The 22,302-nt window shown below is 59.6% G+C and carries 17 protein-coding genes, 1 tRNA gene and 1 pseudogene; 11 read left to right on the top strand and 8 right to left on the bottom strand.

From position 1 onward, the window contains the following. The first annotated feature begins 175 nt into the window (after positions 1–175). A complete protein-coding gene (locus D7I37_RS25260) occupies positions 176–1,075 on the top strand; it encodes a LysR family transcriptional regulator (RefSeq protein WP_061795929.1) in 900 nt (299 codons plus the stop codon). Here D7I37_RS25260 and D7I37_RS25255 read toward each other — a convergent pair. From D7I37_RS25255 to D7I37_RS25245, 3 genes are all read right to left on the bottom strand, one after another. Next, positions 1,050–1,856: a substrate-binding domain-containing protein gene (locus D7I37_RS25255; protein WP_129544618.1), complete on the bottom strand. Its 807-nt coding sequence runs from the start codon at positions 1,854–1,856 to the stop codon at positions 1,050–1,052. The two genes, D7I37_RS25260 and D7I37_RS25255, sit on opposite strands and share 26 nt — an antisense overlap. A 14-nt stretch (positions 1,857–1,870) precedes the next feature. Continuing rightward, positions 1,871–3,145: an MFS transporter gene (locus tag D7I37_RS25250; RefSeq protein ID WP_129544617.1), complete on the bottom strand. Its 1,275-nt coding sequence runs from the start codon at positions 3,143–3,145 to the stop codon at positions 1,871–1,873. 387 nt (positions 3,146–3,532) lie between these two features. Next, positions 3,533–4,327, bottom strand: a complete 795-nt coding sequence (locus tag D7I37_RS25245) for a helix-turn-helix transcriptional regulator (protein ID WP_095098422.1) — start codon at positions 4,325–4,327, stop codon at positions 3,533–3,535. Positions 4,328–4,404: 77 nt separating this feature from the next. Here D7I37_RS25245 and D7I37_RS25240 point away from each other — a divergent pair. The 3 genes and pseudogenes from D7I37_RS25240 (at position 4,405) to D7I37_RS25230 (ending at position 7,514) form a co-directional block, all read left to right on the top strand. Next, positions 4,405–6,449: pseudogene (locus tag D7I37_RS25240) on the top strand (FUSC family protein). Next, positions 6,439–6,654, top strand: coding sequence for a DUF1656 domain-containing protein (locus D7I37_RS25235; protein WP_095098416.1), 216 nt, complete (start codon positions 6,439–6,441; stop codon positions 6,652–6,654). The pseudogene D7I37_RS25240 and the gene D7I37_RS25235 overlap by 11 nt, the downstream one beginning before the upstream one ends. Beyond that, on the top strand, positions 6,651–7,514 hold the full coding sequence (locus D7I37_RS25230) for an HlyD family secretion protein (RefSeq protein WP_095098412.1): 864 nt from the start codon (positions 6,651–6,653) through the stop codon (positions 7,512–7,514). Before D7I37_RS25235 ends, D7I37_RS25230 begins: the two co-directional genes overlap by 4 nt. A gap of 201 nt (positions 7,515–7,715) precedes the next feature. On the opposite strand, the gene D7I37_RS25225 is transcribed toward D7I37_RS25230, so the two are convergent. After that, the gene (locus D7I37_RS25225) at positions 7,716–8,747 is read right to left on the bottom strand and encodes a methionine synthase (protein ID WP_061795984.1); all 1,032 of its coding nucleotides are present in this window, start codon (positions 8,745–8,747) and stop codon (positions 7,716–7,718) included. A gap of 26 nt (positions 8,748–8,773) precedes the next feature. After that, positions 8,774–9,751, bottom strand: coding sequence for a DUF1852 domain-containing protein (locus D7I37_RS25220; RefSeq protein ID WP_061795933.1), 978 nt, complete (start codon positions 9,749–9,751; stop codon positions 8,774–8,776). Positions 9,752–10,183: 432 nt separating this feature from the next. On the opposite strand from D7I37_RS25220, the gene D7I37_RS25215 reads away from it, so the two are divergent. After that, positions 10,184–12,958: an autotransporter domain-containing protein gene (locus D7I37_RS25215; protein WP_129544616.1), complete on the top strand. Its 2,775-nt coding sequence runs from the start codon at positions 10,184–10,186 to the stop codon at positions 12,956–12,958. Between the two features lie 220 nt (positions 12,959–13,178). Here D7I37_RS25215 and D7I37_RS25210 read toward each other — a convergent pair. Continuing rightward, positions 13,179–13,254 (bottom strand) — tRNA-Asn (locus D7I37_RS25210). 465 nt (positions 13,255–13,719) lie between these two features. Between D7I37_RS25210 and D7I37_RS25205 the strand changes: the two genes are divergently transcribed. From D7I37_RS25205 to D7I37_RS25185, 5 genes are all read left to right on the top strand, one after another. After that, positions 13,720–14,838 carry a branched-chain amino acid ABC transporter substrate-binding protein gene (locus D7I37_RS25205; RefSeq protein WP_061795935.1) on the top strand — a complete coding sequence of 373 codons (1,119 nt, stop codon included), beginning with the start codon at positions 13,720–13,722 and terminating at the stop codon, positions 14,836–14,838. 162 nt (positions 14,839–15,000) lie between these two features. Beyond that, the gene (locus tag D7I37_RS25200; RefSeq protein ID WP_061795936.1) at positions 15,001–15,915 is read left to right on the top strand and encodes a branched-chain amino acid ABC transporter permease; all 915 of its coding nucleotides are present in this window, start codon (positions 15,001–15,003) and stop codon (positions 15,913–15,915) included. 11 nt (positions 15,916–15,926) lie between these two features. Further along, positions 15,927–17,213: a high-affinity branched-chain amino acid ABC transporter permease LivM gene (gene livM / locus D7I37_RS25195; protein ID WP_061795937.1), complete on the top strand. Its 1,287-nt coding sequence runs from the start codon at positions 15,927–15,929 to the stop codon at positions 17,211–17,213. Further along, positions 17,210–18,085 (top strand): ABC transporter ATP-binding protein, encoded by an 876-nt coding sequence (locus tag D7I37_RS25190; protein ID WP_061795939.1) that lies wholly within the window; start codon positions 17,210–17,212, stop codon positions 18,083–18,085. The genes livM and D7I37_RS25190 overlap by 4 nt, the downstream gene beginning before the upstream one ends. Continuing rightward, entirely contained in the window at positions 18,082–18,798 is a 717-nt protein-coding gene (locus D7I37_RS25185; protein WP_061795940.1) for an ABC transporter ATP-binding protein, read from the top strand. The genes D7I37_RS25190 and D7I37_RS25185 overlap by 4 nt, the downstream gene beginning before the upstream one ends. A gap of 4 nt (positions 18,799–18,802) precedes the next feature. Here D7I37_RS25185 and D7I37_RS25180 read toward each other — a convergent pair whose 3' ends face one another. Further along, entirely contained in the window at positions 18,803–19,489 is a 687-nt protein-coding gene (locus tag D7I37_RS25180) for an aspartyl/asparaginyl beta-hydroxylase domain-containing protein (protein WP_095098385.1), read from the bottom strand. Positions 19,490–19,533: 44 nt separating this feature from the next. Continuing rightward, positions 19,534–20,568 (bottom strand): LacI family DNA-binding transcriptional regulator, encoded by a 1,035-nt coding sequence (locus tag D7I37_RS25175; protein ID WP_129544615.1) that lies wholly within the window; start codon positions 20,566–20,568, stop codon positions 19,534–19,536. A 341-nt stretch (positions 20,569–20,909) separates the two neighbouring features. On the opposite strand from D7I37_RS25175, the gene D7I37_RS25170 reads away from it, so the two are divergent. Further along, a complete protein-coding gene (locus tag D7I37_RS25170) occupies positions 20,910–22,088 on the top strand; it encodes a Gfo/Idh/MocA family protein (protein ID WP_061795946.1) in 1,179 nt (392 codons plus the stop codon). Positions 22,089–22,302: the final 214 nt, after the last annotated feature.

Raw genomic sequence — 22,302 nt, 5'->3', positions numbered from 1 at the left:
TCCGAATGGCGCAGGCGTTCTGATCAGGATCACGCTCTCCGTCGACCTCTGCGCCCCGCCAGCGTGCAGAGCCCCAGGCCACGCCGGCGACCGTCGAAAAGGTTGCCGCCGCGCAATAAGCGGCTATCATCTTTCCTTTACGCCCCTGGCGCCTCTGAAAGGATTGTCCGCCGCTATGCCCGTGAATTTTGATCTCAACGATCTCTATGCCTTCCGCGCGCTGGTTGAATACGGTAATTTTCGCCTTGCCGCGGAATCCATCTGCCTGTCGCAGTCGGCATTGAGCCGCAGGATAGAGAAGCTGGAATCCGCGCTGGGCATCAAGCTGTTCGACAGAACCACCCGGCGCGTCACGCTGACGCTGTACGGGCAGACCTTCGCCGAGCGTTCAGACCAGCTGCTGGCGAACGTCGAGTCGGTATTGGCGGATGTCAATAAGGCCAGCCAGGATCGCGTGGGGCTGGTCACCGTCGCTACGGTGCCCTCGGCGGCCTACTATTTCATGCCCGACGTGATCCGCCGCTTCCAGGCCCGCTATCCGCGGGTACGGGTTAAGCTTATCGACAGCAGTGCAGGCAACGTCATTGAAGCGGTTGCCAGCGGTCAGGCTGACTTCGGCATCTGTTTTGCCCGGAACCTGCAGGCCAATATCGAATTTCTGCCGCTGGTGGGGGATGTCTACGTGGCGGCCTGCAGGCGCGATCATCCCCTCGCCGGCAAGAAAAGCCTGACCTGGCGCGAATTTTACCAGCAGGATTACGTGGGGCTGGATAAGACGTCCGGTAACCGCAATCTGCTCGATAAGATGCTGGAACACATCATTCCCGAGCGGCCCAGCATCTGCGAAACCCGCCATGTGACGACCATGCTGGGCATGGTCGAAGCGGGCGTCGGCATCGCCGCCGTGCCCGCCATGTCGATGCCGCCGTCAGAGCATTCGGTGCTGACGCACCTGCCGCTGACCGACCCGGTGGTGAAGCGTACGGTCGGCCTGATCCGGCGCAGCGGGCGTATGCAGTCCTACGTTGCCGCCGAGCTGGAAAAGTTGATCACTGAACGGTATCACGCCGTTTAACCGGCAGTTCGGCCTTTACGGATCGCATGCCGGTGGCGCGAATGCTGTCTTGCGCCTCGGCGGAAGCCAGGAAATCCAGCAGCGCCCGGCCTTCCTGGCGGTGTTGTGCGTCGGCGGTGACCGCGCCGGCAAAGCGGGTAACGTACTGCACATTTTCCGGCAGTTCGCCAATGAAGGTGACGCCCGGCACGGGAAGCAGTTCACTCACCTGCTGGAAACCCAGCGCATATTTTCCTTTCGCCACCTCCGACGCCACCGGAATACGCTCAATCATATGCGCTTTCCCTTTCATCTTGTCTTCAATACCCAGCTTTTTGAACAGCTGGCCGCTGACGTAGCGGCCGCTGGCGCTGTCGGAATAGGCGATGGATTTGGCCTGCAGCAGGGTATTGCGCAGCTCCGCCTCCTGGTTGATATTGGGTTTGGCGTCGCCTTGTTTGACCACCATACCAATCGGCGAGTCGGCCAGTTCCACGCGTGAACCCGGCTGGATCCGGTTATCCTTTGCCAGATTTTTCAGCGCATCGCCCACCATAATCACCACGTCGGCGTTTTCGCCGCGCGCCAGGCGCGCTGGGATCGCCTCAGGCGTCTTGCCCATCGAAGGGCCGGAGACCACAATGATGTGGTCGCCGCTCCTGGCTTCAAACTGCGGGGCCAGTTTTTCCAGGGCGGCTTTAAAGCCGCCTGAAATCATGACGGTCACGTCTTTGGCCAGCGCGCCGGTGCTGATGCAAGACAGTGCCAGGGTGGCGAGGAGCGAACGATAAATTTTTTGCATGGCGTAATCCCTGATTAACGTGCGGTTTGTAGTGACAACGCGCTGCGACGGTACAGATAAAGCGTCGCCAGCAATGCGCATACGGCGGCAAAGCTCATCCAGTAGCCGGGTGAGGCCTTATCGCCGGTGTACTCGATCAGTGCGGTGGAAATAACCGGGGTAAATCCGCCAAAAACAGCGGTTGCCAGGCTGTAGGCCAGCGAGAAACCGGCCACCCGGACCTCCACCGGCATGATCTCGGTTAACGCCGGGATCATGGCGCCGTTGTATAGGCCATAGAGGAAAGACAGCCACAACAGTACCGTCAGCATCATGGAAAAGCTGGGGGCTTCGGCAAGCAGGCTAAGCGCCGGATACGCAGTGACCAGGGCCAGCAGCGCCATGGCGACCAACACCGGCTTGCGGCCAAAACGGTCAGACAGGGCGCCGCCTACCGGCAGCCAGAGGAAGTTGGATACCGCAACCAGCAAGGTCACCAGCAGGCTGTCAGAGGCGCTGAGCATCAGCACTTTCTTACCGAAGGTCGGTGCATATACGGTGATCAGATAAAACGCGGTGGTGGTCATGGCGACCATCAACATGCCGGCGATAACCACCTGCCAGTTCGCCAAGAGGGTTTTAAACACCTCGCGCATCGCCAGGTGGTTGCGGCGGGCGGTGAACGCCTCGGTTTCTTCCAGCTTGCGGCGCAGGAAAAAGATAAAGGGCACAATCAGGCAGCCGAACAGGAAAGGCAAACGCCAGCCCCATTCGCGAATGGCGCTTTCTTCCATCACGGCATTCAGCGCGAAGCCCATGGCCGCCGCCACCATAATGGCCACTTGCTGGCTGCCGGACTGCCAACTGGTGTAAAAGCCTTTACGGCCCGGCGTGGCGATCTCGGCCAGGTAAACGGATACGCCACCCAGCTCGGCGCCCGCCGAGAAGCCTTGCAACAAACGCCCGGCCAGCACCAGCAGCGGCGCCCAGAGCCCGATCGCTTGATAGGAGGGGATGAGCACAATCAGGAAGGTGCCGGCCGCCATGATCGACAGGGTAACAATCAGCCCTTGGCGTCTGCCGACTTTATCGATGTACGCGCCCAGCACGATCGCGCCGATAGGGCGCATCAGAAAGCCGGCGCCAAAGACCGCGAAGGTCATCATCAACGAGGCGAATTCACTGCTGGCCGGAAAGAATGTATGGGCGATGTAGGTGGCGTAAAAGCCGAACAGGAAGAAATCAAATTGCTCCAGAAAGTTGCCGGAGGTCACGCGCAGTATCGCGCCGGCTCTTGCCCGAGCCGTCATGGGGGGGTAGGGGAATGCATCTTTATCTCCAGTTGGTCATTGGCGTTTTTGCCGCGCCTGTTGCTGCAGACTGGATCAGGAAAATAAAGTAAATAAGCGCAATAAACTCATGGGCCGATGCGTTCGGCGCATGAATCGACGTTAACAATTGGATGCGATGGGCTGTAACGGGCCATTAACAAGTTTGCCCGGTGCAATCTTGTTGGTGACGGGCTAAAAACTTCCTGCGTGTTTTGTGACGGGGTTCATATAGGGCGCGGGGGGGAAATGAGCGCTTGGCCCCGCGGAGTCCCCCGGAATTGAGCGGGAGCAAGCAGGTTTCAATGTGCAATCATCAGCGCGTGTGGCTTTCGGCGAGGTCGTTACCTGATGCCGAAGCGCATCAGTCTAGCGTGCGCTGGTTTTCCGTTCGGCAAAATAGTGCGCGGGCGTGCTGCCCATGGTTTTTTTGAACATGGTGATAAACGCATTGACCGATTCATACCCCAGATTCGCCGCCACGTTTTGTACCGATATGCCACTGGCCAACTCCCGAAGGGCAATGATCAGATGCAGTTGCTGGCGCCAGCGTCCGAAGGTCAGCCCGGTTTCGCGCAGCATCAAACGCGCGAGAGAACGTTCGCTGAGCGCCAGCCGTTTTGCCCAGGCTTTGAAGGTGCTGCGATCGCCAGGGCAACTGACCAGCGCATCGGCCATGGTGCGGATTTTAGGATGCGACGAGACAGGCAGGCTCAGCTTCTGTTGCGGCATGGTGGCCAATTCATCAAGGGTCACTCTGGTCAGCCTGGCGACATGGCTTTCCGACGGGTAATCGACGCCCTCGCAGGTTAAGCGATCAACTAATTCTTTGATCAGCCCGGAAATCGCCAGGGTGCAGCATCGCTCCGGCAGTGCGGCGGCCCCGGGTTCGATAAACAAATAGTTGAGATGCGCATTCCAGGTGGCTTTGGCGCTGTGCGGAATTCCGCCGGGGATCCAGACGGCGCAATCGGGCGGCACGATCCAGATGTCATTTTCCGCGCGGCAAATCACCGCGCCATACAGGGCAATAATGAGTTGCCCTTTGCGATGCGTATGCACCGGCACTTCTGCGGCGTAGTCAACGAAATCCAGATGACGCGCTACCGCCGGGCAGGGGGTGGAGTCAGGGTCAAACAACGTATTGGCGAATTGGGATATCATGTCATTGGCAACATTTAGGTATTTTTTGACAGAATAGAGTATTTATTGGCATGTGCAAGCCGGTAATAATCACCGGCATGAGCAAAATCCACTTCAGACACTTTCCGTTTTTACGCGCGATTGGCCAGGCGTTCTGCCGCATGGGCCCGGCCTCGCCCGCGATGCTGAATGATGCCAATGCCTTGCTGTATTCTGCGCGGAGTTTTGCCGCAGCGATGCTTGCGTACTATATTGCCCTGTCGATTGGCTTGGAGCGGCCTTCCTGGGCAATTATCACCGTTTATATCGTTTCGCAAACATCGGTCGGCGCGTCGCTGAGCCGGAGCCTCTATCGCTTGGTGGGAACCGTGGTCGGTGCGGGCGCGACCGTTTTTATCGTGCCTGCCTTCGTGAATATGCCCATCTTTTGCAGCGTGATACTGACAGGCTGGATCACCTTCTGCCTCTATTTATCGCTGCTTGAACGCACGCCCCGCGCCTATGCCTTTGTGCTGGCCGGTTACACCGCAAGCCTGATTGGTTTTCCCGCCGTGTTCGATCCCGGCGCGATTTTTAACATTGCCATTGTGCGGGTGCAGGAGATCATGATTGGCATCTTCTGCGCTGCGCTTATCCACCGTTATGTGTTGCCCATGCGGATCTCAGGGCTGTTCAACAGCAAGCTATCGCAGACGTTGGACGCGGCGCGACGGCGGGTTGCCGACACCTTGGCAGGCAAACCCGATGCGGCCTCGGGGCCGTTGCACCTGGCGCTGGCGTTACAGTTCCTGCAGGGCATCAGCCATCACATTCCTTATGACTTCGCGCTCTCCGTACCGGTCAGGCAGGCCAGAAAAGAGATCCATGACCGGCTGGCGCGATTGGTCATCGTGAACTGCGAATTACGCGATCGGCTGCGGATGATAGCGGTGATGCCAACCGATCTGCAGTCATTGCTGGGCGATGTTCAGGCCTGGTTTGCCTGTGAAGACGCGGGAAAACGCCACCGCGCGACAGCTGCGCTTAAAGAACGCAGTGAACAATCGGCTCGGTTGCACCTGGCGCAGATGCTGACGTTTGAAGACGCGCTGCGGGTGAGTTTTGTGCGTTATCTGACAGAGGCCATTCTCATACTGCAACAGTGCGATCGCCTTTCTGACGCCATTCGTCATCCGCAATCCGCGTCAGCGCAGACGGAAGACCACGCGGTAAAAGGCTATGTTTTCCATCGCGATCCCCTTAGCGCCGCCCGCACTGCGCTGGGCGCTTTCACCATCATCCTGAGCGGCTGTCTGGTCTGGATTTACTCTGCCTGGCCTGATGGCGGCACGGCGGTCTCGATCCTCGGCGTCTGCTGCACGCTGTTTGGTAGCTTCGACACGCCGGCCCCGCATATTGTGAAATACATCATCGGCTCCGTCTGGGGGGGGCGATTAGTTTGATCTACAGCTTCGCCCTGTTGCCGCAAGTGAGTGATTTCACCGTGCTGGTTGCGGTCTTCGCACCGGTATATCTGCTTGCCGGATCGCTCCAGGCCAGGCCGCCCACCACGTTTATGGCGATGGGGATCACCCTGACGCTGCCCATTTTGTGCGAGTTGGGTGCGCACTACAGCGGAGACTTTGCCGCGGCTGTCAACACCGCCATCGCGTTATTTTCCGCGACCGGCTTCGCCGTCATCAGCATGAGCCTGCTGCAAACCGTGCAGGCAGATGCGGCGATAAACCGCCTGCTGAAACTTTGCCGGCGGGACATTCGGCGTAGCGTGAAAGGCACGCTGAAAACCGATGAAACCCGTTGGACCAACCTGATGATCGACCGGGCGGCGTTGTTGGTGCCGCGTTTGCAGCGCAGCGGGCCGTCATCCGAACTGGCGCTTAACCACCTGTTGCACGCGCTGCGTATGGGTCTTGGCGTGATGCATTTGCGCCGATGTAAGCCACACGCGGGCACTGAGATGAGCGAGCTGTTTTCTCTGATGATCCGCGCGACGGACACCGAAGCCTTGCGCATGCGTATTACCGCTATGACCGAGCGCTGTTTGCCTGCGTCAGATGAGCCCTCGCGCCGGTTTGTCGCCGGGCTGGTTGATCTGTACTGCGCGTTAAGCGAGCGGAAAAAGGAGCTCGCCGATGATAAATGACATCAATATCGGGGGTGTTTTTATTCCCGGTTTGCTGATGACTGCGCTCGCCACCCTCGTCTGCACGCTGTTACTCGGGCCGCTTTTTTCCTTCAGCAGGCTTTACCGCCGTTTGCCTTTTCGCCCGCTGATTGATTTCTCCCTCTATATAGTTACCTTTTTCCTGCTGTTGCAGAGTCTGACCACGCCGGGGTTATTTACATGAAATCTTTACTCTCCCTGTTAGGCCGATATGCGCTGACGCTAAGCGCGGCGGTGATGGCTACCTTTCTGGCTTTTATTATCTGGAAACATTACGCGCAAACACCCTGGACCCGCGATGGCCGGGTTCGCGCGGATGTGGTGCAGATTGCGCCGGATGTTTCCGGGCCGGTGATGAGCGTGGCTGTCCGCGACAATCAGTGGGTTAATCGTGGGGATATGCTCTATTCCATCGATCCGCACTGGCTGAAGCTGGCGGTGGTCAGCGCGCAGGCCGATGTTGAGGCTAAACGTCATGAAATGTTGATGCGCCAGGACGCGGCCAGCCGACGCGCCAAGATAAAAGGGATGATTTCCGGCGAAGATTTACGGCAAACAGGCAGCGCGGCCAGCGTCGCGGCGGCCAATTATCACGGCGCGTTGGCCGCGCTGGAGCTGGCGCAGCTTAACCTGTCTCATGCTACCGTCCGATCACCGGTTGCGGGCTATGTCACGCATCTGCGGCTTCGCCCTGGCGACTATGCCGCGGCGGGAGAAACCAAAGTCGCCATCATAGATGCGCACAGTTTCTGGGTGGTGGGCTATTTCGAAGAGACCAAGCTGCGCCATATTCGCGTGGGAAATACTGCGCATATTTCGCTGATGGGACGTGAGCCGGTGATCGTGGGGCATGTGGAGAGTATCGGGCGTGGAATTGGTGACAACAATGACGAAACGGGCGGGCTTGGCCTGCCAGAGGTCAATCCCACGTTCAGCTGGGTGCGACTTGCACAGCGAGTGCCGGTACGCATCCAGATAGACACATTACCTGAGGGCATTGTGCTGGTGGCAGGATTATCTGCGAGTGTTTCCGTCATGCCTTAAGGGCTCATCCGGGGTGGTTTTATCAATACGTCGCCACCAGACAATGCAATCGTATTTTTCATGGATAGCTGGGAAAGGGCACCGCGTCGCGTTCACCCATGAAGAACAACTCAGCCCGCCTGGCGGTTTGGCAGCGTTAGCGATTGATTGCAGCGCTAGCCGCGGACCGAGTTGTTTCAGGTTATCGACAGCTTGGCGACGTTATTTAGCCAGAAGCTCTTTTCGGACGATTTCCGCGCCTGCATGTAAAGCGTCCAGCTTGCCCCTTGCCACCGCGCGCGGCAAAGGGATCATGCCGCAGTTCGTACAAGGGTAGAGCTTGTCGGCGTCGACGAACTGCAGCGCTTTGCGCAGCGTGGCGGCAACCTGCTCCGGTGTTTCAATGGTATTGGTCGCCACGTCAATCGCCCCAACCATCACCTTTTTACCCCGAATGAGTTCCATTAGCTCCATGGGAACATGGGAGTTTTGACATTCCAGCGAGATGATATCGATATTGGATTTTTGCAGTTTTGGAAAAATCTCTTCGTATTGTCGCCACTCCGATCCCAGCGTCTTTTTCCAATCGGTATTGGCTTTGATGCCATAACCGTAGCAAATGTGTACGGCCGTTTCACATTTAAGCCCTTCGATGGCCCTTTCTAAGGTGGCGATCCCCCAGTCGTTCACCTCATCGAAGAAAACGTTAAAGGCGGGCTCGTCAAATTGGATGATATCGACGCCGGCGGCTTCTAATTCCCTGGCTTCTTCGTTGAGAATTTTAGCGAATTCCCAGGCCAGTTTTTCGCGGCTTTTATAGTGGTTATCATACAGCGTATCTATCATCGTCATCGGGCCAGGCAGGGCCCATTTAATGGGTTGGCTGGTTTGCCGGCGTAAAAACTTGGCATCTTCGACAAAAACCGATTTTTGACGGCTGACGGGGCCAACGACCGTCGGTACGCTCGCATCGTAGCGATTGCGAATTTTAACGATCTCGCGTTTCTCGAAATCAACGCCGTTGAGGTGCTCAATAAAGGTGGTGACGAAATGTTGGCGCGTTTGCTCACCGTCACTGACGATATCAATACCCGCCTGCTGTTGATCTTCCAGGCACAAACGCAGAGCATCTTGTTTGCCGTCGATCAATTCCTGGTCCTGCAATTTCCACGGGGACCAAAGCGTCTCAGGCTGGGCCAGCCAAGAGGGCTTGGGCAAACTGCCGGCGGTCGACGTCGGTAATAACTTTTTCATAATGGATGACCCTGTATCTTGGTTAATCAAAGAGCGCAATTAGCGGACCACTGCTCAAGAATGTTCTGGTATGGTTTAATAAATTTCTCTTCAGTGAACTTACCCTGTTCAATGGCCAGATGGCTACGTTCTTCCCGATCATAAACCACGCGAGTTAAAGAATAATCCTGTTGATTCAGGCTTGGCCGATAGCATTTTCCTGCCGCAGAGTTGGCATTGTAAATCTCGGGCCGGTAAATTTTTTGGAAAGTCTCCATCGTGCTGATGGTGCTGATAAGTTCCAGATTGGTGTAATCGCCGAGCAAATCGCCGTTAAAATAAAAAGCCAAAGGCGCAACGCCGTTGGGCGGCATAAAGTAGCGAGCCTGCAAGCCCATTTTATTGAAGTAGGCATCGGTCAATGAAGGCTCGTCTTGCTGATATTCCACGCCCAATACGGGATGCTCATTACCCGTCCGATAATAGGTGTTTTTACTGGAAACGCTCAGGCATATCACCGGCGTTTTAGTAAAGTTATCTCTGTACGCCTCCGAGTTGACGAAGTGCTTGAATATATTCCCATGCAAATCACCAAAACTATCGGGAATGCTGAATTCAGACCGGTTCTTGTTGTGCGCCGACAACAATACGCTAAAGTCATAGTCGCGCACGTAAGAAGAGAAGTTATTCCCTACAATACCCTCAATGCGCTGGTTGGTTTTTTTATCGACGATGTTGGTTTTTAATATTTCAATCACCGGGAAGCTATTGCCATTGTCTTCAAGACGCATTTCAACAGAAATGATTTCAAGCTCGACAGAGTAACGATCGCCTTTGGGGTTGTCCCAATGCGCCAAACTATTGAAACGATTGTTAATCATCACCAACGTGTTGCGCAGGTTCTCCTGGCGGTCTTTTCCTCTGGCCAAGTTGGCAAAGTTGGTGGTGATCCGCGTATTTTCAGATGGGTTATAATGCTCATCGAAAAGACTGCTCTTAATCGTAAATGTAAAATCGTTATTCATCGTAGTCTTGCATCCTGAGTTCTGATATGAAAACTGAATTTACTTATTTATTTTCCAGAGAACTGACTGGTTTTCTCATGCATCAGTCTTCATGTTGTCAATAAGTTAACATTGCATAATTTATGCCAGAGCCATTGGATGAGTGAAAGCGACTTAATTTCATTACCACATGAGTCATCTTCATGATCCGGGTGCGGCGGATGCCGCAGGGGCTGCAGCCCTTGGCGTCACGTCCGGCTGGCGATGTCGCTGGAGCAGTAACGCGAGGCCGTTTTCTCACCGCCGTTATCAGGTTCGGATGGTGTATGGCGAAGCGTAAGCCGCGTTTTATCTGAATTTCCGCCCCCTGAATGGCAGATTCCCGATTCCTATGTCAGCCTTATTTCGTCGCCGGTCGGCGACGAAATAATAATGAAAAGGCATGGAGGAGACATGGGCAAGCTCTGGGGGCAGCGCACGCTGCCGGTCAAAACACGGTTATCGCGACTGCATATTGCGTTGACCATGGCAACGCTGTCGATGGCCGGCGCGGCCGATGCGGTTTACGCTGACGAAGCTATTCTGGATGGCGATCGCCATATTTCTCATTCGGTTTCTTATGACGGGAAGGTGATCGTCGGCGCGGTGGATGTCAGCCATTTATTGATCGACGGCGGCACGTTCAGCGCCGATCAGCTGGTTATTGGCTCGAAAGGCCAGTCGCAGGCGAGGGTGCGGGTCAGCAACGGCGCCAAATTGGTGAATGACGAAGCGACTATAGCGTACGGTGTTGACGATACTCAGTATGAGCAACGGCCGCAAGCGGTGATTAGCGGTCAGGGCAGCGAGTGGCGGGTTAACAATAAGCTGGCTGTTGCGGGCGTGTTGGATGTGCTTGGCGGCGCAAAGGTCAGCGCCGGAGCTTTGGCGATCGCGTCTCAGCCCTGGGAGGGGAAAAAGGCGGCGGATATTTACGTCGGCGGCGCCGGCTCGCACCTGCATGTTGACGGGCGGGCGGAAATTGAGAGTCTCTCTTTGGCTGACGGCGGGCGCTTCAGTACCGATAGCAAGAAATTATATGCCTCGGGGCTGCTGGTGATCGGCAGTCGCGGCTCTTTTAATGGTTCTGACAAGTATAGTTATGACTTGAATATAGGGACCGACCTGACGCTGGGCCAGGCTCAGGCCCCCGGGGTTTTGGACTCCGATATTGTGATAGATACCGGCACTGATGGGATGTCGAGTTATTGGGCTAACGGGGTGGTTTTCAATCACACCTCGAATGATTACGAACTTGCCAACGTTATCTCCGGCTACGGCTCGCTGGTCAATGTGAGCGGCCAGACGACATTGACGGGCGATCTGCGAGATTTTATTGGGCACGTTATCGTTAAAGGCGGCAAGCTTACCGTCAACAGCGATATGGCGCTGGGGTATGAGGACGAGTGGCTGATCAGATACCAGGAACTGAGCGTAGAGAATGGCGGGACGCTGGTTCTGAACGGCACCATGGGCTTTTTGGGTACGCGCGGCACCGGGTTCTCAAGCCATGTCTTTGTGAGGCCGGGCGGCGTACTGGCCGGCGATGCGACGGTCGGCAGGACACGGGTGGAGCAAGGCGGCCATATTTCTCCCGGTGACGGCGGTATCGGCAAGTTTACGATAAAGGGCGATGCGATCTTCAATGACGGCGCGTTCTATGATGTGGATATTGCCGCAGACGGTCGCAGCGACAGCGTGGCGGTGGCCGATAAGACGACGATAGGCAAGGATGTCAAGGTGCTGGTGAATGCGCTCGATCCGCATACCAGTTACCAGAACGGGCAAAGTTACCGGATATGGACGACTAACAAAGGCTACGAGGGGATGTTCAGCGAAGCGGTGTTGGACTCCGCCTTTTTGGATGCGTCACTGACGAACGATGAAAAATATGTCGATCTGACTATCCGGCAGAAAAACGCCGATGGTAATACCGGCGGCGACGACGGTAACCACGATGGCGGCAACCACAACGGCGACAGTCATGCCGGAGGCGGTGATGGCGATAGCCACAATGGCGGCGGTAATGACGGCCATACCGACGGTAGCCCGAACGCGCCGGGCATCTTCCAGACGGTGGCGACCAACGACAACCAGTGGAACACCGCCGGTGCGCTGAGCTCGCTGGCGCAGCTGGGGCCGTCGCTCGGGCTGTACAACTCGCTGCTGATGCTGAATGCGACTCAGGCGCGCGAGGCGTTTAACCAGTTGTCCGGCGAGCAGTATGCGTCGGTGCAGTCCAGCCTGCTGCAGAGCGGCACGTTGGTCGGCAATGTGGTGAACCAGCATATGCAGACGATGTTCGACGACGACAGCCTGACGGTGCCGCCGCTGGCGATGAGCCTGGTGCAGGGGGCGGAGCGCGAGCGCAGCGGTGCCTGGGGACAGGTGTTCGGCAACTGGACGCGCAGCAAGGGCGACAGTAACGTCGGCAAGCTGGACAGCAACACCGGCGGTTTCCTGGTGGGCGCGGACCGTGAACTGAGCGAAGGGGTTCGCGCCGGCGCCTATGCAGGCTACAGCCGCACCCATTTCGACGTTGACAGCCGTGCGTCTTCGGGCCATAGCAACAACTACCATCTGGGTCTGTATGGCGCGGGGCAGCGCGACGCGCTGGCGCTGCGCGGCGGCCTGGGTTACAGCTGGCACCGGATTGAGAGCGAACGCAACGTCGGCTTCGGCGGCTATCGCGATCGGCTAACGGGGGATTACGACGGCAATACGCTGCAGGCGTTTACGGAGCTGGGCTACCGGCTGCGTTATGAGTCGGCGAGCGTGGAGCCGTTCGTCAACCTGAGCTATGTGCGTCTGCATACGGATGCGGTGCAGGAGCAGGGGGGCGCGGCGGCGCTGAGCGTGAAGGATGAGACGATGAACACCTTCTACTCGACGCTGGGCCTGCGCGGCGCGACGGATATTCCGGTATCGGGCGTTGATGTGACGCTGCACGGCAACCTGGGCTGGCAGCACGCCTACGGCGACACGGACACCTCGGCGCAGATGGCGTTCGCCACCGGCGACAGCTTTGCCACCAAGGGCGCGCCGGTGGATAAGGACGTGGCGGTGGTCGGCGTCGGTCTGGACGTGCCGCTGACGCGTTCGACGCGGGTCGGCGTGTCCTATCAGGGGCAGTACGGTTCGCAGCTGCAGGCCAACTCGGTCAATGCGCAGCTGACGGTCACCTTCTAACGCGCCGTTGCTCGCGTGCGGGCTGCCCGTTTCTCTGGCAGCTCAATCAACCGTGCTCTGAATTTCGCCGCCCGCGTGGCGCATTTCCCCTTATTGGGTCGCGATGGCGGCCCAATAAGGGGAATCTATGGTGTATGCAGAGGGTAAAAACGGGAGGGGGTAAATTGAGACCTATAGGCAAAAAGCCCGCTCAGGTTTCCCTGAGCGGGCTTCTCTAATATGGCTCCTCTGACTGGACTCGAACCAGTGACATACGGATTAACAGTCCGCCGTTCTACCGACTGAACTACAGAGGAATCGTGTGAACGGGGCGAATAATAGCGACGCCGCCGGGCTTTGTCAAAGCGCTAAACCGTGAAAAAAGCGCGTTTGCTGACAGAATGAGCACCTTGCGCTGTTTTTCGGCATTCATCGCGGTTATGCGGTGATTTTGCCGACAAAAAAGCGCTGCCGCGCCCTGCACCCGGCGCTGCACATTTATGGTGCGGCGCCGGCACTCCCCACGCCTTCCGCGCGTGTCTCCGCGCTGCCTGCCCGGCGCCACGGCCCCCGCATCGCGCCGGATCGCCGGGGCGGCAACTTATATGTACGATGAATAAGCAAAAAATATGTATTGGCCGTCACAATGGCTGGATTTTTGCTTACTTAATTTTGGGTAATGCGACTGTGCTCTCACGCAAATTATTTTCCCCGTCTACACATAAAGTGACGTGCTCTGCGCCCCCGGGCGTTCCGCTAAAACAGTGCTGAGGAAAACAACGATGTCATCAAAATTGATTAAAAGTCCGCTCGCTGCTCTGCTTATCGGTTGTTTAGGAACCGCTTTCACCGCCCAGGCGGATATCGTTATCGGCGTCGCCGGGCCGTTCTCCGGGCCTAACGCCACCTATGGCGATCAGTACTGGCGCGGGGCTTCGCAGGCGGCGGCGGACATCAACGCCGCCGGCGGGATTAAAGGGGAAAAAATCAAGCTGGTGCAGGGGGATGACGCCTGCGAACCGAAACAGGCGGTGGCGGTCGCCAACCGTCTGGTCGATCAGGACAAGGTGTCGGCGGTGGTGGGGCATTTCTGCTCGTCTTCCACCATGCCGGCCTCCGAGGTGTATGACGAGGCCGGCATCATCGCCATCACCCCCGGCTCCACCAACCCGCAGATCACCGAGCGCGGCATGACCGGCATGTTCCGCATGTGCGGCCGCGACGATCAGCAAGGGGTGATCGCCACCAACTACATGCTGGATACGCTAAAGGCCAAGCGCATCGCGGTGATCCACGACAAAGACACCTACGGCCAGGGGCTGGCGGACGCCGCCAGGGCGGCGATGAACAAGCGCGGGGTGAAAGAGGTGCTGTATGAGGGGCTGTCGCGCGGCGAAAAAGACTTCAACGCGCTGGTCACCAAAATCGCCTCGGTCAAGCCGGACGTCGTCTACTTCGGCGGCTGCCATCCGGAAGCCGGGCCGCTGGTGCGCCAGATGCGCGAGCAGGGCGTCACCGCCAAGTTCTTCTCCGGCGACTGCATCGTGACCGAAGAGCTGGTGACCGCCGCCGGCGGGCCGCAGTACACCAACGGCGTGCTGATGACCTTCGGCAACGACCCGCGCCAAATCCCGGACGGCAAGGCGGTGATCGCCAAGTTCCGCGCCAGCGGCTTTGAGCCGGAAGGCTACACCCTCTACTCCTACGCCTCCATTCAGGCGATCGCCGCCGCCTTCGGCGCCACCGGCGGCAAAGACAGCGCCAAGGCCAGCGAATGGCTGAAGTCGCACGACGTGGATACCGTCATGGGCAAAAAGGCCTGGGACCAGAAGGGCGATCTGAAAGTCTCGGATTACGTGGTCTATCAATGGGACGACAAAGGGAAATATCACCAGCTCTAACTTTCGCCTGCGTCTTTCAGGCTGCGGCGTCGTTGGCCGCAGCTTGGAATCCATTGGAGAAATGCCAGTTATGGATCCGCGCATCGGGCGGATCCGTTCCGATACTTCCTTTGGGCCGCGTCGGATTTCGTTTGCGGCCTCACCAGGCGAGACTGCTTATTTATGGACGTTTTCTTTCTGCAACAGATGATCAACGGCCTGACCCTCGGCGCGGTTTATGGCCTGATCGCCATCGGCTACACCATGGTGTACGGCATCATCGGCATGATTAACTTCGCCCACGGCGAGGTGTACATGATCTCCGCCTACCTGTGCGCCATCGGGCTGGCGCTGCTGTCCTTCTTCGGGCTGCAGTCGTTCCCGCTGCTGATCCTCGGCACGCTGGTGTTCACCATCGTCATTACCGGCGTCTACGGCTGGGTGATCGAGCGCATCGCCTACAAACCGCTGCGCAACTCCACCCGCCTGGCGCCGCTGATCTCGGCCATCGGCATGTCGTTGATCTTGCAAAACTATGCGCAAATCAGCCAGGGGCCGCGCCAGCAGGGGATCCCCACGCTGCTGAGCGGCGTGTTCCGCTTCGAGTTCGACGGCGGCGTGGTGCAAATCACCTACACCAAGGTGTTTATCCTGGTGGCTTCGCTGCTGGGCATGGCCATTCTTACCTATATCATCCAGCGCACCCGGCTGGGGCGCATTTGCCGCGCCACCCAGCAGGACCGCAAAATGGCGTCGATTCTGGGCATCAATACCGACCGGGTGATCTCGCTGGTGTTCGTGATCGGCGCCGCCATGGCCGGGCTGGCCGGCGTGCTGATTACCATGAACTACGGCACCTTCGATTTTTACGTCGGCTTTATCATCGGCATCAAGGCCTTCACCGCCGCGGTGCTGGGCGGCATCGGCTCGCTGCCGGGCGCAATGCTCGGCGGGCTGCTGCTGGGCGTGGCGGAGGCGCAGTTCGCCGGCATGGTGAACTCCGATTATAAGGACGTGTTCTCCTTCGGCCTGCTGGTGGCGATCCTGATTTTCCGCCCTCAGGGCCTGCTCGGTCGGCCGCTGGTCGCCAAGGTGTGAGGGAGAAAACCATGTCGCAATCTGTCATGAATTCCGGGCTGGATATTAAACGCAGCCTGTTGGACGCCGTATTGGCCGGGCTGATCGCCCTGATCGTGTTCGGGCCGATCGTCGGCATCGTGCTGAACGGCTACAGCTTTAACGTCGAACCGCACCGGCTGGTGTGGATCATCGCGGCGGTGGCGGCGGGGCGTTTGCTGCTGAGCCTGTTCCTGCAAACCGCCTCCGGGCGCAAGGTGCTGGCGCGCTTCGACGGCGGCAACGACGGCGTATACGTGCGGCCGCTGGGCTACAAGTCCAGCCTGCGCTGGATCATCCCGCTGATGGCGGCGATCGCGCTGCTGTTTCCCTTCATCGCCACCAAATACCTGCTGACGGTGGCGATCCTCGGGCTGATCTACGTGCTGCTCGGGCTGGGGCTGAACATCGTGGTCGGGTTGGCCGGGTTGCTGGATCTGGGCTACGTGGCGTTTTACGCCATCGGCGCCTACGGGCTGGCGCTGGGCTACCAGTATCTGGGGTTGGGGTTCTGGGCGATGCTGCCGCTGGGGGCGCTGATGGCGGCGCTGGCGGGCGCGCTGCTGGGTTTCCCGGTGCTGCGCATGCACGGCGATTATCTGGCCATCGTCACCCTGGGGTTCGGCGAAATCATCCGGCTGGTGCTGAACAACTGGATGTCGCTGACCGGCGGCCCCAACGGCATCTCGGTGCCGGCGCCGACCCTGTTCGGCCTGGAGTTCGGCCGGCGGGCCAAGGACGGCGGCGTGCCGATCCACGAGTTCCTCGGCATCACCTATAACCCCAACCTGAAGTTCGTCTTTATCTACGCGGTGCTGTTCCTGGTGGTGCTGCTGGTGCTGTACATCAAGCACCGCCTGACGCGCATGCCGATCGGCCGCGCCTGGGAAGCGCTGCGCGAAGACGAGATCGCCTGCCGCTCCCTCGGCCTGAACCACGTGCTGGTGAAGCTGTCGGCCTTTATGCTCGGCGCCTCCACCGCCGGGCTGGCCGGGGTGTTTTTCGCCACCTATCAGGGGTTCGTTAACCCGACCTCGTTCACCTTCTTCGAATCGGCGCTGATCCTGGCGATCGTGGTGCTCGGCGGCATGGGCTCAACCATCGGCGTGGTGCTGGCGGCCTTCGTGCTGACGGTGGCGCCCGAACTGCTGCGCAGCTTCGCCGAATACCGGGTGCTGCTGTTCGGCGTGTTGATGGTGGCGATGATGATCTGGCGGCCGCGCGGGCTGGTGCGCATCAGCCGCGCCAGCTTCGCCGCCCGCAAGGGGGTGGCGCCATGAGCGACGCCATCCTGCAGGTGGAACATCTGATGATGCGCTTCGGCGGCATCAAGGCGCTGAACGACGTCAATCTGGCGGTGGAGCGCGGCTCCATCACCGCCCTGATCGGCCCCAACGGCGCCGGAAAAACCACGGTATTCAACTGCCTGACCGGGTTTTATCGCGCCACCGGCGGGGCAATTTTGCTGAATACCCACAAGCGGCCGACCGACGTGATCCAGGTGCTGGGGCAGAAGTTTCGCGCCGGCGACTGGGTGAACCCGAAGCGGCTGGGCTCGCGGCTGTATTACAAGATGTTCGGCGGCACCCATCTGGTCAACCGCGCCGGGCTGGCGCGCACCTTCCAGAATATTCGGCTGTTCCGCGAGATGTCGGTGGTGGAGAACCTGCTGGTGGCCCAGCACATGCTGAGCAACCGCAACCTGATCGCCGGGGTGCTGAATACCCCGGGCTACCGCAAGGCGGAGAACGAGGCGCTGGATCGCGCCTTCTACTGGCTGGAGGTAGTGGATCTGGCGGACTGCGCCAATCGCCTGGCGGGGGAGATGTCGTACGGCCAGCAGCGGCGGCTGGAGATCGCCCGCGCCATGTGCACCACGCCGGAGATGATCTGCCTCGACGAGCCGGCCGCCGGGCTGAACCCGGTCGAAACGGCCACGCTGAGCCGCATTATCCGCTTTCTGCGCCAGCATCACGGCATTACGGTGCTGCTGATTGAGCATGACATGGGGATGGTGATGGAGATCTCCGATCGGGTGATCGTGCTCGATCACGGCGACGTGATCGCCCGCGGCACTCCGCAAGAGATCCAGCATAACGATGCGGTGATAGCCGCCTACCTTGGCGCGGACGAAGAGGAGTTGGCGGGATGAGTGAGGCGATGCTGGAATTTCGCGATGTCGACGTGTTTTATGGCCCGATCCAGGCGCTGCAGCAGGTGTCGCTGCAGGTGAACGAAGGGGAAACGGTGGCGCTGATCGGCGCCAACGGCGCGGGCAAATCCACGCTGCTGATGTCTATCTTCGGCCAGCCGCGCATCAGCGGCGGGCAGATCCTGTTTCGCGGCGAAGACATCAGCCGCCGCTCTACCCATTTTGTCGCCAGCAGCGGCATCGCGCAGGCGCCGGAGGGGCGGCGCATCTTCCCGGACATGAGCGTGGAGGAAAACCTGCTGATGGGCACCATTACCGTCGGCAATCGCTATCTGCAGGAGGATCTGCAGCGGATGTTCGAGCTGTTTCCGCGGCTGAAGGAGCGGCGCAACCAGCGGGCGATGACCATGTCCGGCGGCGAACAGCAGATGCTGGCGATCGCCCGGGCGCTGATGAGCCGGCCCAAACTGCTGCTGCTGGACGAACCCAGCCTCGGATTGGCGCCGATCGTCGTCAAACAGATCTTCGGCACCCTGCGCGAGCTGACCCGCAGCGGCATGACGCTGTTCCTGGTGGAGCAGAACGCCAACCATGCGCTGAAGCTCTCGGATCGCGGCTACGTGATGGTCAACGGCCAGATCCGCCTGAGCGGCAGCGGCGAAGAGTTGCTCAACAATCAGGAGGTGAGAAAGGCCTATCTGGGCGGCGGGTAACCGCCTAGAACGTGCGCTGGATCCAGCGCACGTTCAGCCGCACCAGCGCGATGATGGCGCGGGAAAGCAGCCGCAGCCCGCCGGGTAAATCGCGGCGGCGAACGTCCAGCAGCAGCACGGTGCGCACCCGTTCGCTGTCGTTCCACACCTCGTGTTCGAAGGTATCGTCCCACAGCATGAACTCCCCCTCGCGCAGGCGATACTCCCGCCCGTCGACCTTCAGCACCGCCGCGGGCGAACCGTCCTCGCGCGTGGGCATGTCCAGCACCAGATAACCGCGCAGGATGCCGCGGAACGGGCCGCGGTGCGCCGGCACCCGCTTACCGGGCGCCAGAAAGGACAGCGAAGCGGACAGCACGTCCGGTGAAGCGGCGATAATGCCGGCCAGCGCCGGGCAGCGCGCCAGATTGCGGGGAATGGGGTGGCCGTAGGCCTGCATGATGAACATGCGCCAGTCGCGCGCGTCGTTGGCGGAGATCGACGCCTGTTCGCTCATGATTTCGTGGAATCGCGGAATGTTTCGCAGATCTTCGGCGACGGTCAGCGCTTCGTCGCGGATCTGCCGCCAGTGGGCGATAAAGCGCTGCGCATCGGGGAACAGCGCGGTGCTGTCCAGCACCGGCGCGCTATGGATGCGGCGATCGTAAACCTTGCGCAACGCAAGCACCGACCAATCGTAAATAGCTGACATAGTGACCTCGAATCAGTAACCGGGCTTTCCGCCGTCTTTTGACGCTATTGCTTGTTAAGGTGCGAGCGCCGAATGACCAGCTCGCCGGCATACAGCCGCTGGCCGCCGGGTTCAAACGCCTGCGTCAGGCAATGGATGCCGTCGGCCACCAGCGCCTGCATCGGCTGGCGGTAGGTGGTCAGCTGGTAGCTGGGGGAGGCCGCCAGCTCGATGTCGTCGAAGCCGACCACGGCGATCGGCGCGGCGCCCGGCGTGGCGCGCAGGGCGTCGATCGCGCCGATCGCCAGAATGTCGTTCTCGCAAAAAATGGCCTCGACGCGTTGCGCCGGCGGGGTGGCGGTCAGATAATCGCTCACGGCATCCAGCCCGCATTGGCGCTGATAGTGCGGCGCCTGCAGCACCAGGCTGACTTCGCGTCGCTGCTCCGCCAGCGCATCGCGAAAGCCGTCGAGCCGCCGCAGCTGGGTCGATTCACTGATCGGCCCCGCCAGATAGCCGATGCGCCGGTAGCCTTGCTGCGCAAACAGTTCGCCGATCTCGCGCCCGGCCTGGTAGCCGTTGGTGGCCAGCACCTGAATATAGGGGCTTTCGCTGTAGCGGTAGAGCACCACCAGCGGAATGCGATGAATATCCTGCGCCAGCCGGATCAGCCGTTCGTTAAGCACCGTGCCGAGGAACAGCAGCCCGTCCACCTGCATCTGGTCGGCCAGGGTCAGGGCGGATTCATAATCGCCCTCCGAGGTGATATTCAGCAGCAGCGCCATGTAACCGCGGCTTTGCAGCTGGCGGGTGACCTCATCCAGCAACGGAAAGATGTGCGGATTCTTCAGCTCGTCCGCCACCAGCCCGATGATGCGGGTGCTTTTTTTCGACAGGCTGCGCGCCAGCAGGTTGGGGCGATAGCCGAGCTCGCGCGCCGCGGCCTGCACCCGCAGCCGCGCATGTTCGGAGATCGACGCGCCGTCGGTAAAGGCGCGCGATACCGTCCATTTCGAGACGCCGGCGCGGGCCGCCACGTCGCTGGCGGTCGCCTTGTGGGCCGTCGTTTGCGGGGTAGAACCGGGTTTCTTCGCCATCATCCTTCGCTCGCGGTGAACGCTTCGGGTCGCTGAAATACCGCTCTGAAAAAACGGTAAGGTTCAACAGATTAGCACAGCCTTTCGCCAAGCGGGAGACGCCGCCGCGCCGCGCCCTCCCGGCGTGAGAGCCGGCAGGCGCGGTGCGGCGTATTTTTGTGCGAATTGTGATCCTGGCGGGCAAATATCACTCGCTGAATTTGACTTATTTTTAGCCATCTCCAATAGTCCACGGCAAGTGGCTCTGGTTTTGCGGTCGATTTGCCACCTGATTTTGCACCCGGTTGCATCCAATTTTGCACCCGGGTGCAATTTGATTCAATCCCCGGAATTCAGGAGCAGACATGTTGAATGGCGAAAGAAAAATAGCCCGTCCGTTGCGGTGGGCGATGGTGGGCGGCGGGCGGCTCGGGCAGGTGGGGTATAAACACCGCTGCGGGGCCCTGCGGGATAACACCGCCTTTGCGCTGGTGGCCGGGGCGTTCGATATCGTGCCGGAGCGCGGCCGCGAATTTGGCGTCAACCTCGGCGTGGCGGCCGATCGCTGCTACGCCGATTACCGCCTGCTGTTCAGCCGGGAGGCGCAGCGCGAGGACGGTATCGAGGTGGTGTCGATAGCCACGCCGAACGGCACCCATTATGAGATTGCCCGCGCGGCGCTGCTGGCCGGGCTGCACGTCATCTGCGAAAAGCCGCTGTTCTTCACCAGCCGCGAGGCGCGCGAGATCAAGGCGCTGGCGGCGGAAAAAAACCGCATCGTCGGCGTGACCTACGGTTTCTCCGGCCACCCGCTGCTGCTGCAGATGCGCGCGATGATCGCCGCCGGCGAGATCGGCGAGATCCGCATGGTGGATCTGCAGTACACCCACGGTTTTAACGCCACCGACGACGGCGACCAGGTCAACGAAGCGCAGCGATGGCGCGTCGATCCGCGCGTCGCCGGGCCCAGCTTCGTGCTGGGCGATCTCTCTACCCACACCTACTACATGTCGCAGCTGATCATGCCGCAGATGCAAATCCGCGAGCTGCTCTGCGATCGCCAGAGCTTTATTCCTGCGCGCGCGCCGCTGGAGGACAACGCGCTGGTAATGATGCGTTACGCCAACGGCGCGGTAGGACGCATGTGGGCCTCTTCGGTCAACGCCGGCGCCATGAGCAGCCAGCGCATTCGCATCGTCGGCAGCAAGGCCAGCCTGGAGTGGAGCGACGTCAACCCCAGCGAGCTGCGTTATGAGGTGCAGGGGCTGCCGGGCCAGACCCTGCATCGCGGCATGCCGTATCTGAACGACGACTGCAACGCCTATGAGCGGCTGGGCGTGCTGCATACCGAAGGGCTGACCGAATCCTGGGCCAACATTTACCTGAAGTTCGCGCTGGCGATCGACGCCAGCGATCGCGGCGACCGGCAGGCGCTGGCGCAGCTGGTCTATCCGGATATCGACGCCGGGCTGGAAGGGGTGCGCTGGATCGAAAACTGCGTGCGTTCCGCCGACGGCGGCGCCCGCTGGGTCAACTTCGAGTGATTTAAGGAATAACCGATGAAACTGTCTTTCTGTACCGATAGCCTGGGGCATCTGCCGTTTGAGGCGATGCTCGACCATTTGTGTTCGCGCTGGAGAACTTCGGTGGCGGCCCTGCAGCAGAGCCTCAGCCGGTAGTCCCTGTTAATCCCCGTCTGCCCGGCGCGGCGGACGGGGATCACAAAATTCCATACAATAAAAATGTGACGCATATCGC

The sequence above is a fragment of the Serratia sp. 1D1416 genome (assembly GCF_003641105.1).
Taxonomy (GTDB): domain Bacteria; phylum Pseudomonadota; class Gammaproteobacteria; order Enterobacterales; family Enterobacteriaceae; genus Serratia; species Serratia ficaria.
Note: the sequence above shows the minus strand (reverse complement) of the source record. Positions and strands in the feature narration are given on the sequence as shown.

Bases quoted from the DNA above. Each gene is read 5' to 3' on its own strand.
- D7I37_RS25260 (WP_061795929.1), top strand. From the start codon at position 176: ATGCCCGTGAATTTTGATCTCAACGATCTCTATGCCTTCCGCGCGCTG.
- D7I37_RS25255 (WP_129544618.1), bottom strand. From the start codon at position 1,856: ATGCAAAAAATTTATCGTTCGCTCCTCGCCACCCTGGCACTGTCTTGC.
- D7I37_RS25250 (WP_129544617.1), bottom strand. From the start codon at position 3,145: ATGACGGCTCGGGCAAGAGCCGGCGCGATACTGCGCGTGACCTCCGGC.
- D7I37_RS25245 (WP_095098422.1), bottom strand. From the start codon at position 4,327: ATGATATCCCAATTCGCCAATACGTTGTTTGACCCTGACTCCACCCCC.
- D7I37_RS25235 (WP_095098416.1), top strand. From the start codon at position 6,439: ATGATAAATGACATCAATATCGGGGGTGTTTTTATTCCCGGTTTGCTG.
- D7I37_RS25230 (WP_095098412.1), top strand. From the start codon at position 6,651: ATGAAATCTTTACTCTCCCTGTTAGGCCGATATGCGCTGACGCTAAGC.
- D7I37_RS25225 (WP_061795984.1), bottom strand. From the start codon at position 8,747: ATGAAAAAGTTATTACCGACGTCGACCGCCGGCAGTTTGCCCAAGCCC.
- D7I37_RS25220 (WP_061795933.1), bottom strand. From the start codon at position 9,751: ATGAATAACGATTTTACATTTACGATTAAGAGCAGTCTTTTCGATGAG.
- D7I37_RS25215 (WP_129544616.1), top strand. From the start codon at position 10,184: ATGGGCAAGCTCTGGGGGCAGCGCACGCTGCCGGTCAAAACACGGTTA.
- D7I37_RS25205 (WP_061795935.1), top strand. From the start codon at position 13,720: ATGTCATCAAAATTGATTAAAAGTCCGCTCGCTGCTCTGCTTATCGGT.
- D7I37_RS25200 (WP_061795936.1), top strand. From the start codon at position 15,001: ATGGACGTTTTCTTTCTGCAACAGATGATCAACGGCCTGACCCTCGGC.
- livM (WP_061795937.1), top strand. From the start codon at position 15,927: ATGTCGCAATCTGTCATGAATTCCGGGCTGGATATTAAACGCAGCCTG.
- D7I37_RS25190 (WP_061795939.1), top strand. From the start codon at position 17,210: ATGAGCGACGCCATCCTGCAGGTGGAACATCTGATGATGCGCTTCGGC.
- D7I37_RS25185 (WP_061795940.1), top strand. From the start codon at position 18,082: ATGAGTGAGGCGATGCTGGAATTTCGCGATGTCGACGTGTTTTATGGC.
- D7I37_RS25180 (WP_095098385.1), bottom strand. From the start codon at position 19,489: ATGTCAGCTATTTACGATTGGTCGGTGCTTGCGTTGCGCAAGGTTTAC.
- D7I37_RS25175 (WP_129544615.1), bottom strand. From the start codon at position 20,568: ATGATGGCGAAGAAACCCGGTTCTACCCCGCAAACGACGGCCCACAAG.
- D7I37_RS25170 (WP_061795946.1), top strand. From the start codon at position 20,910: ATGTTGAATGGCGAAAGAAAAATAGCCCGTCCGTTGCGGTGGGCGATG.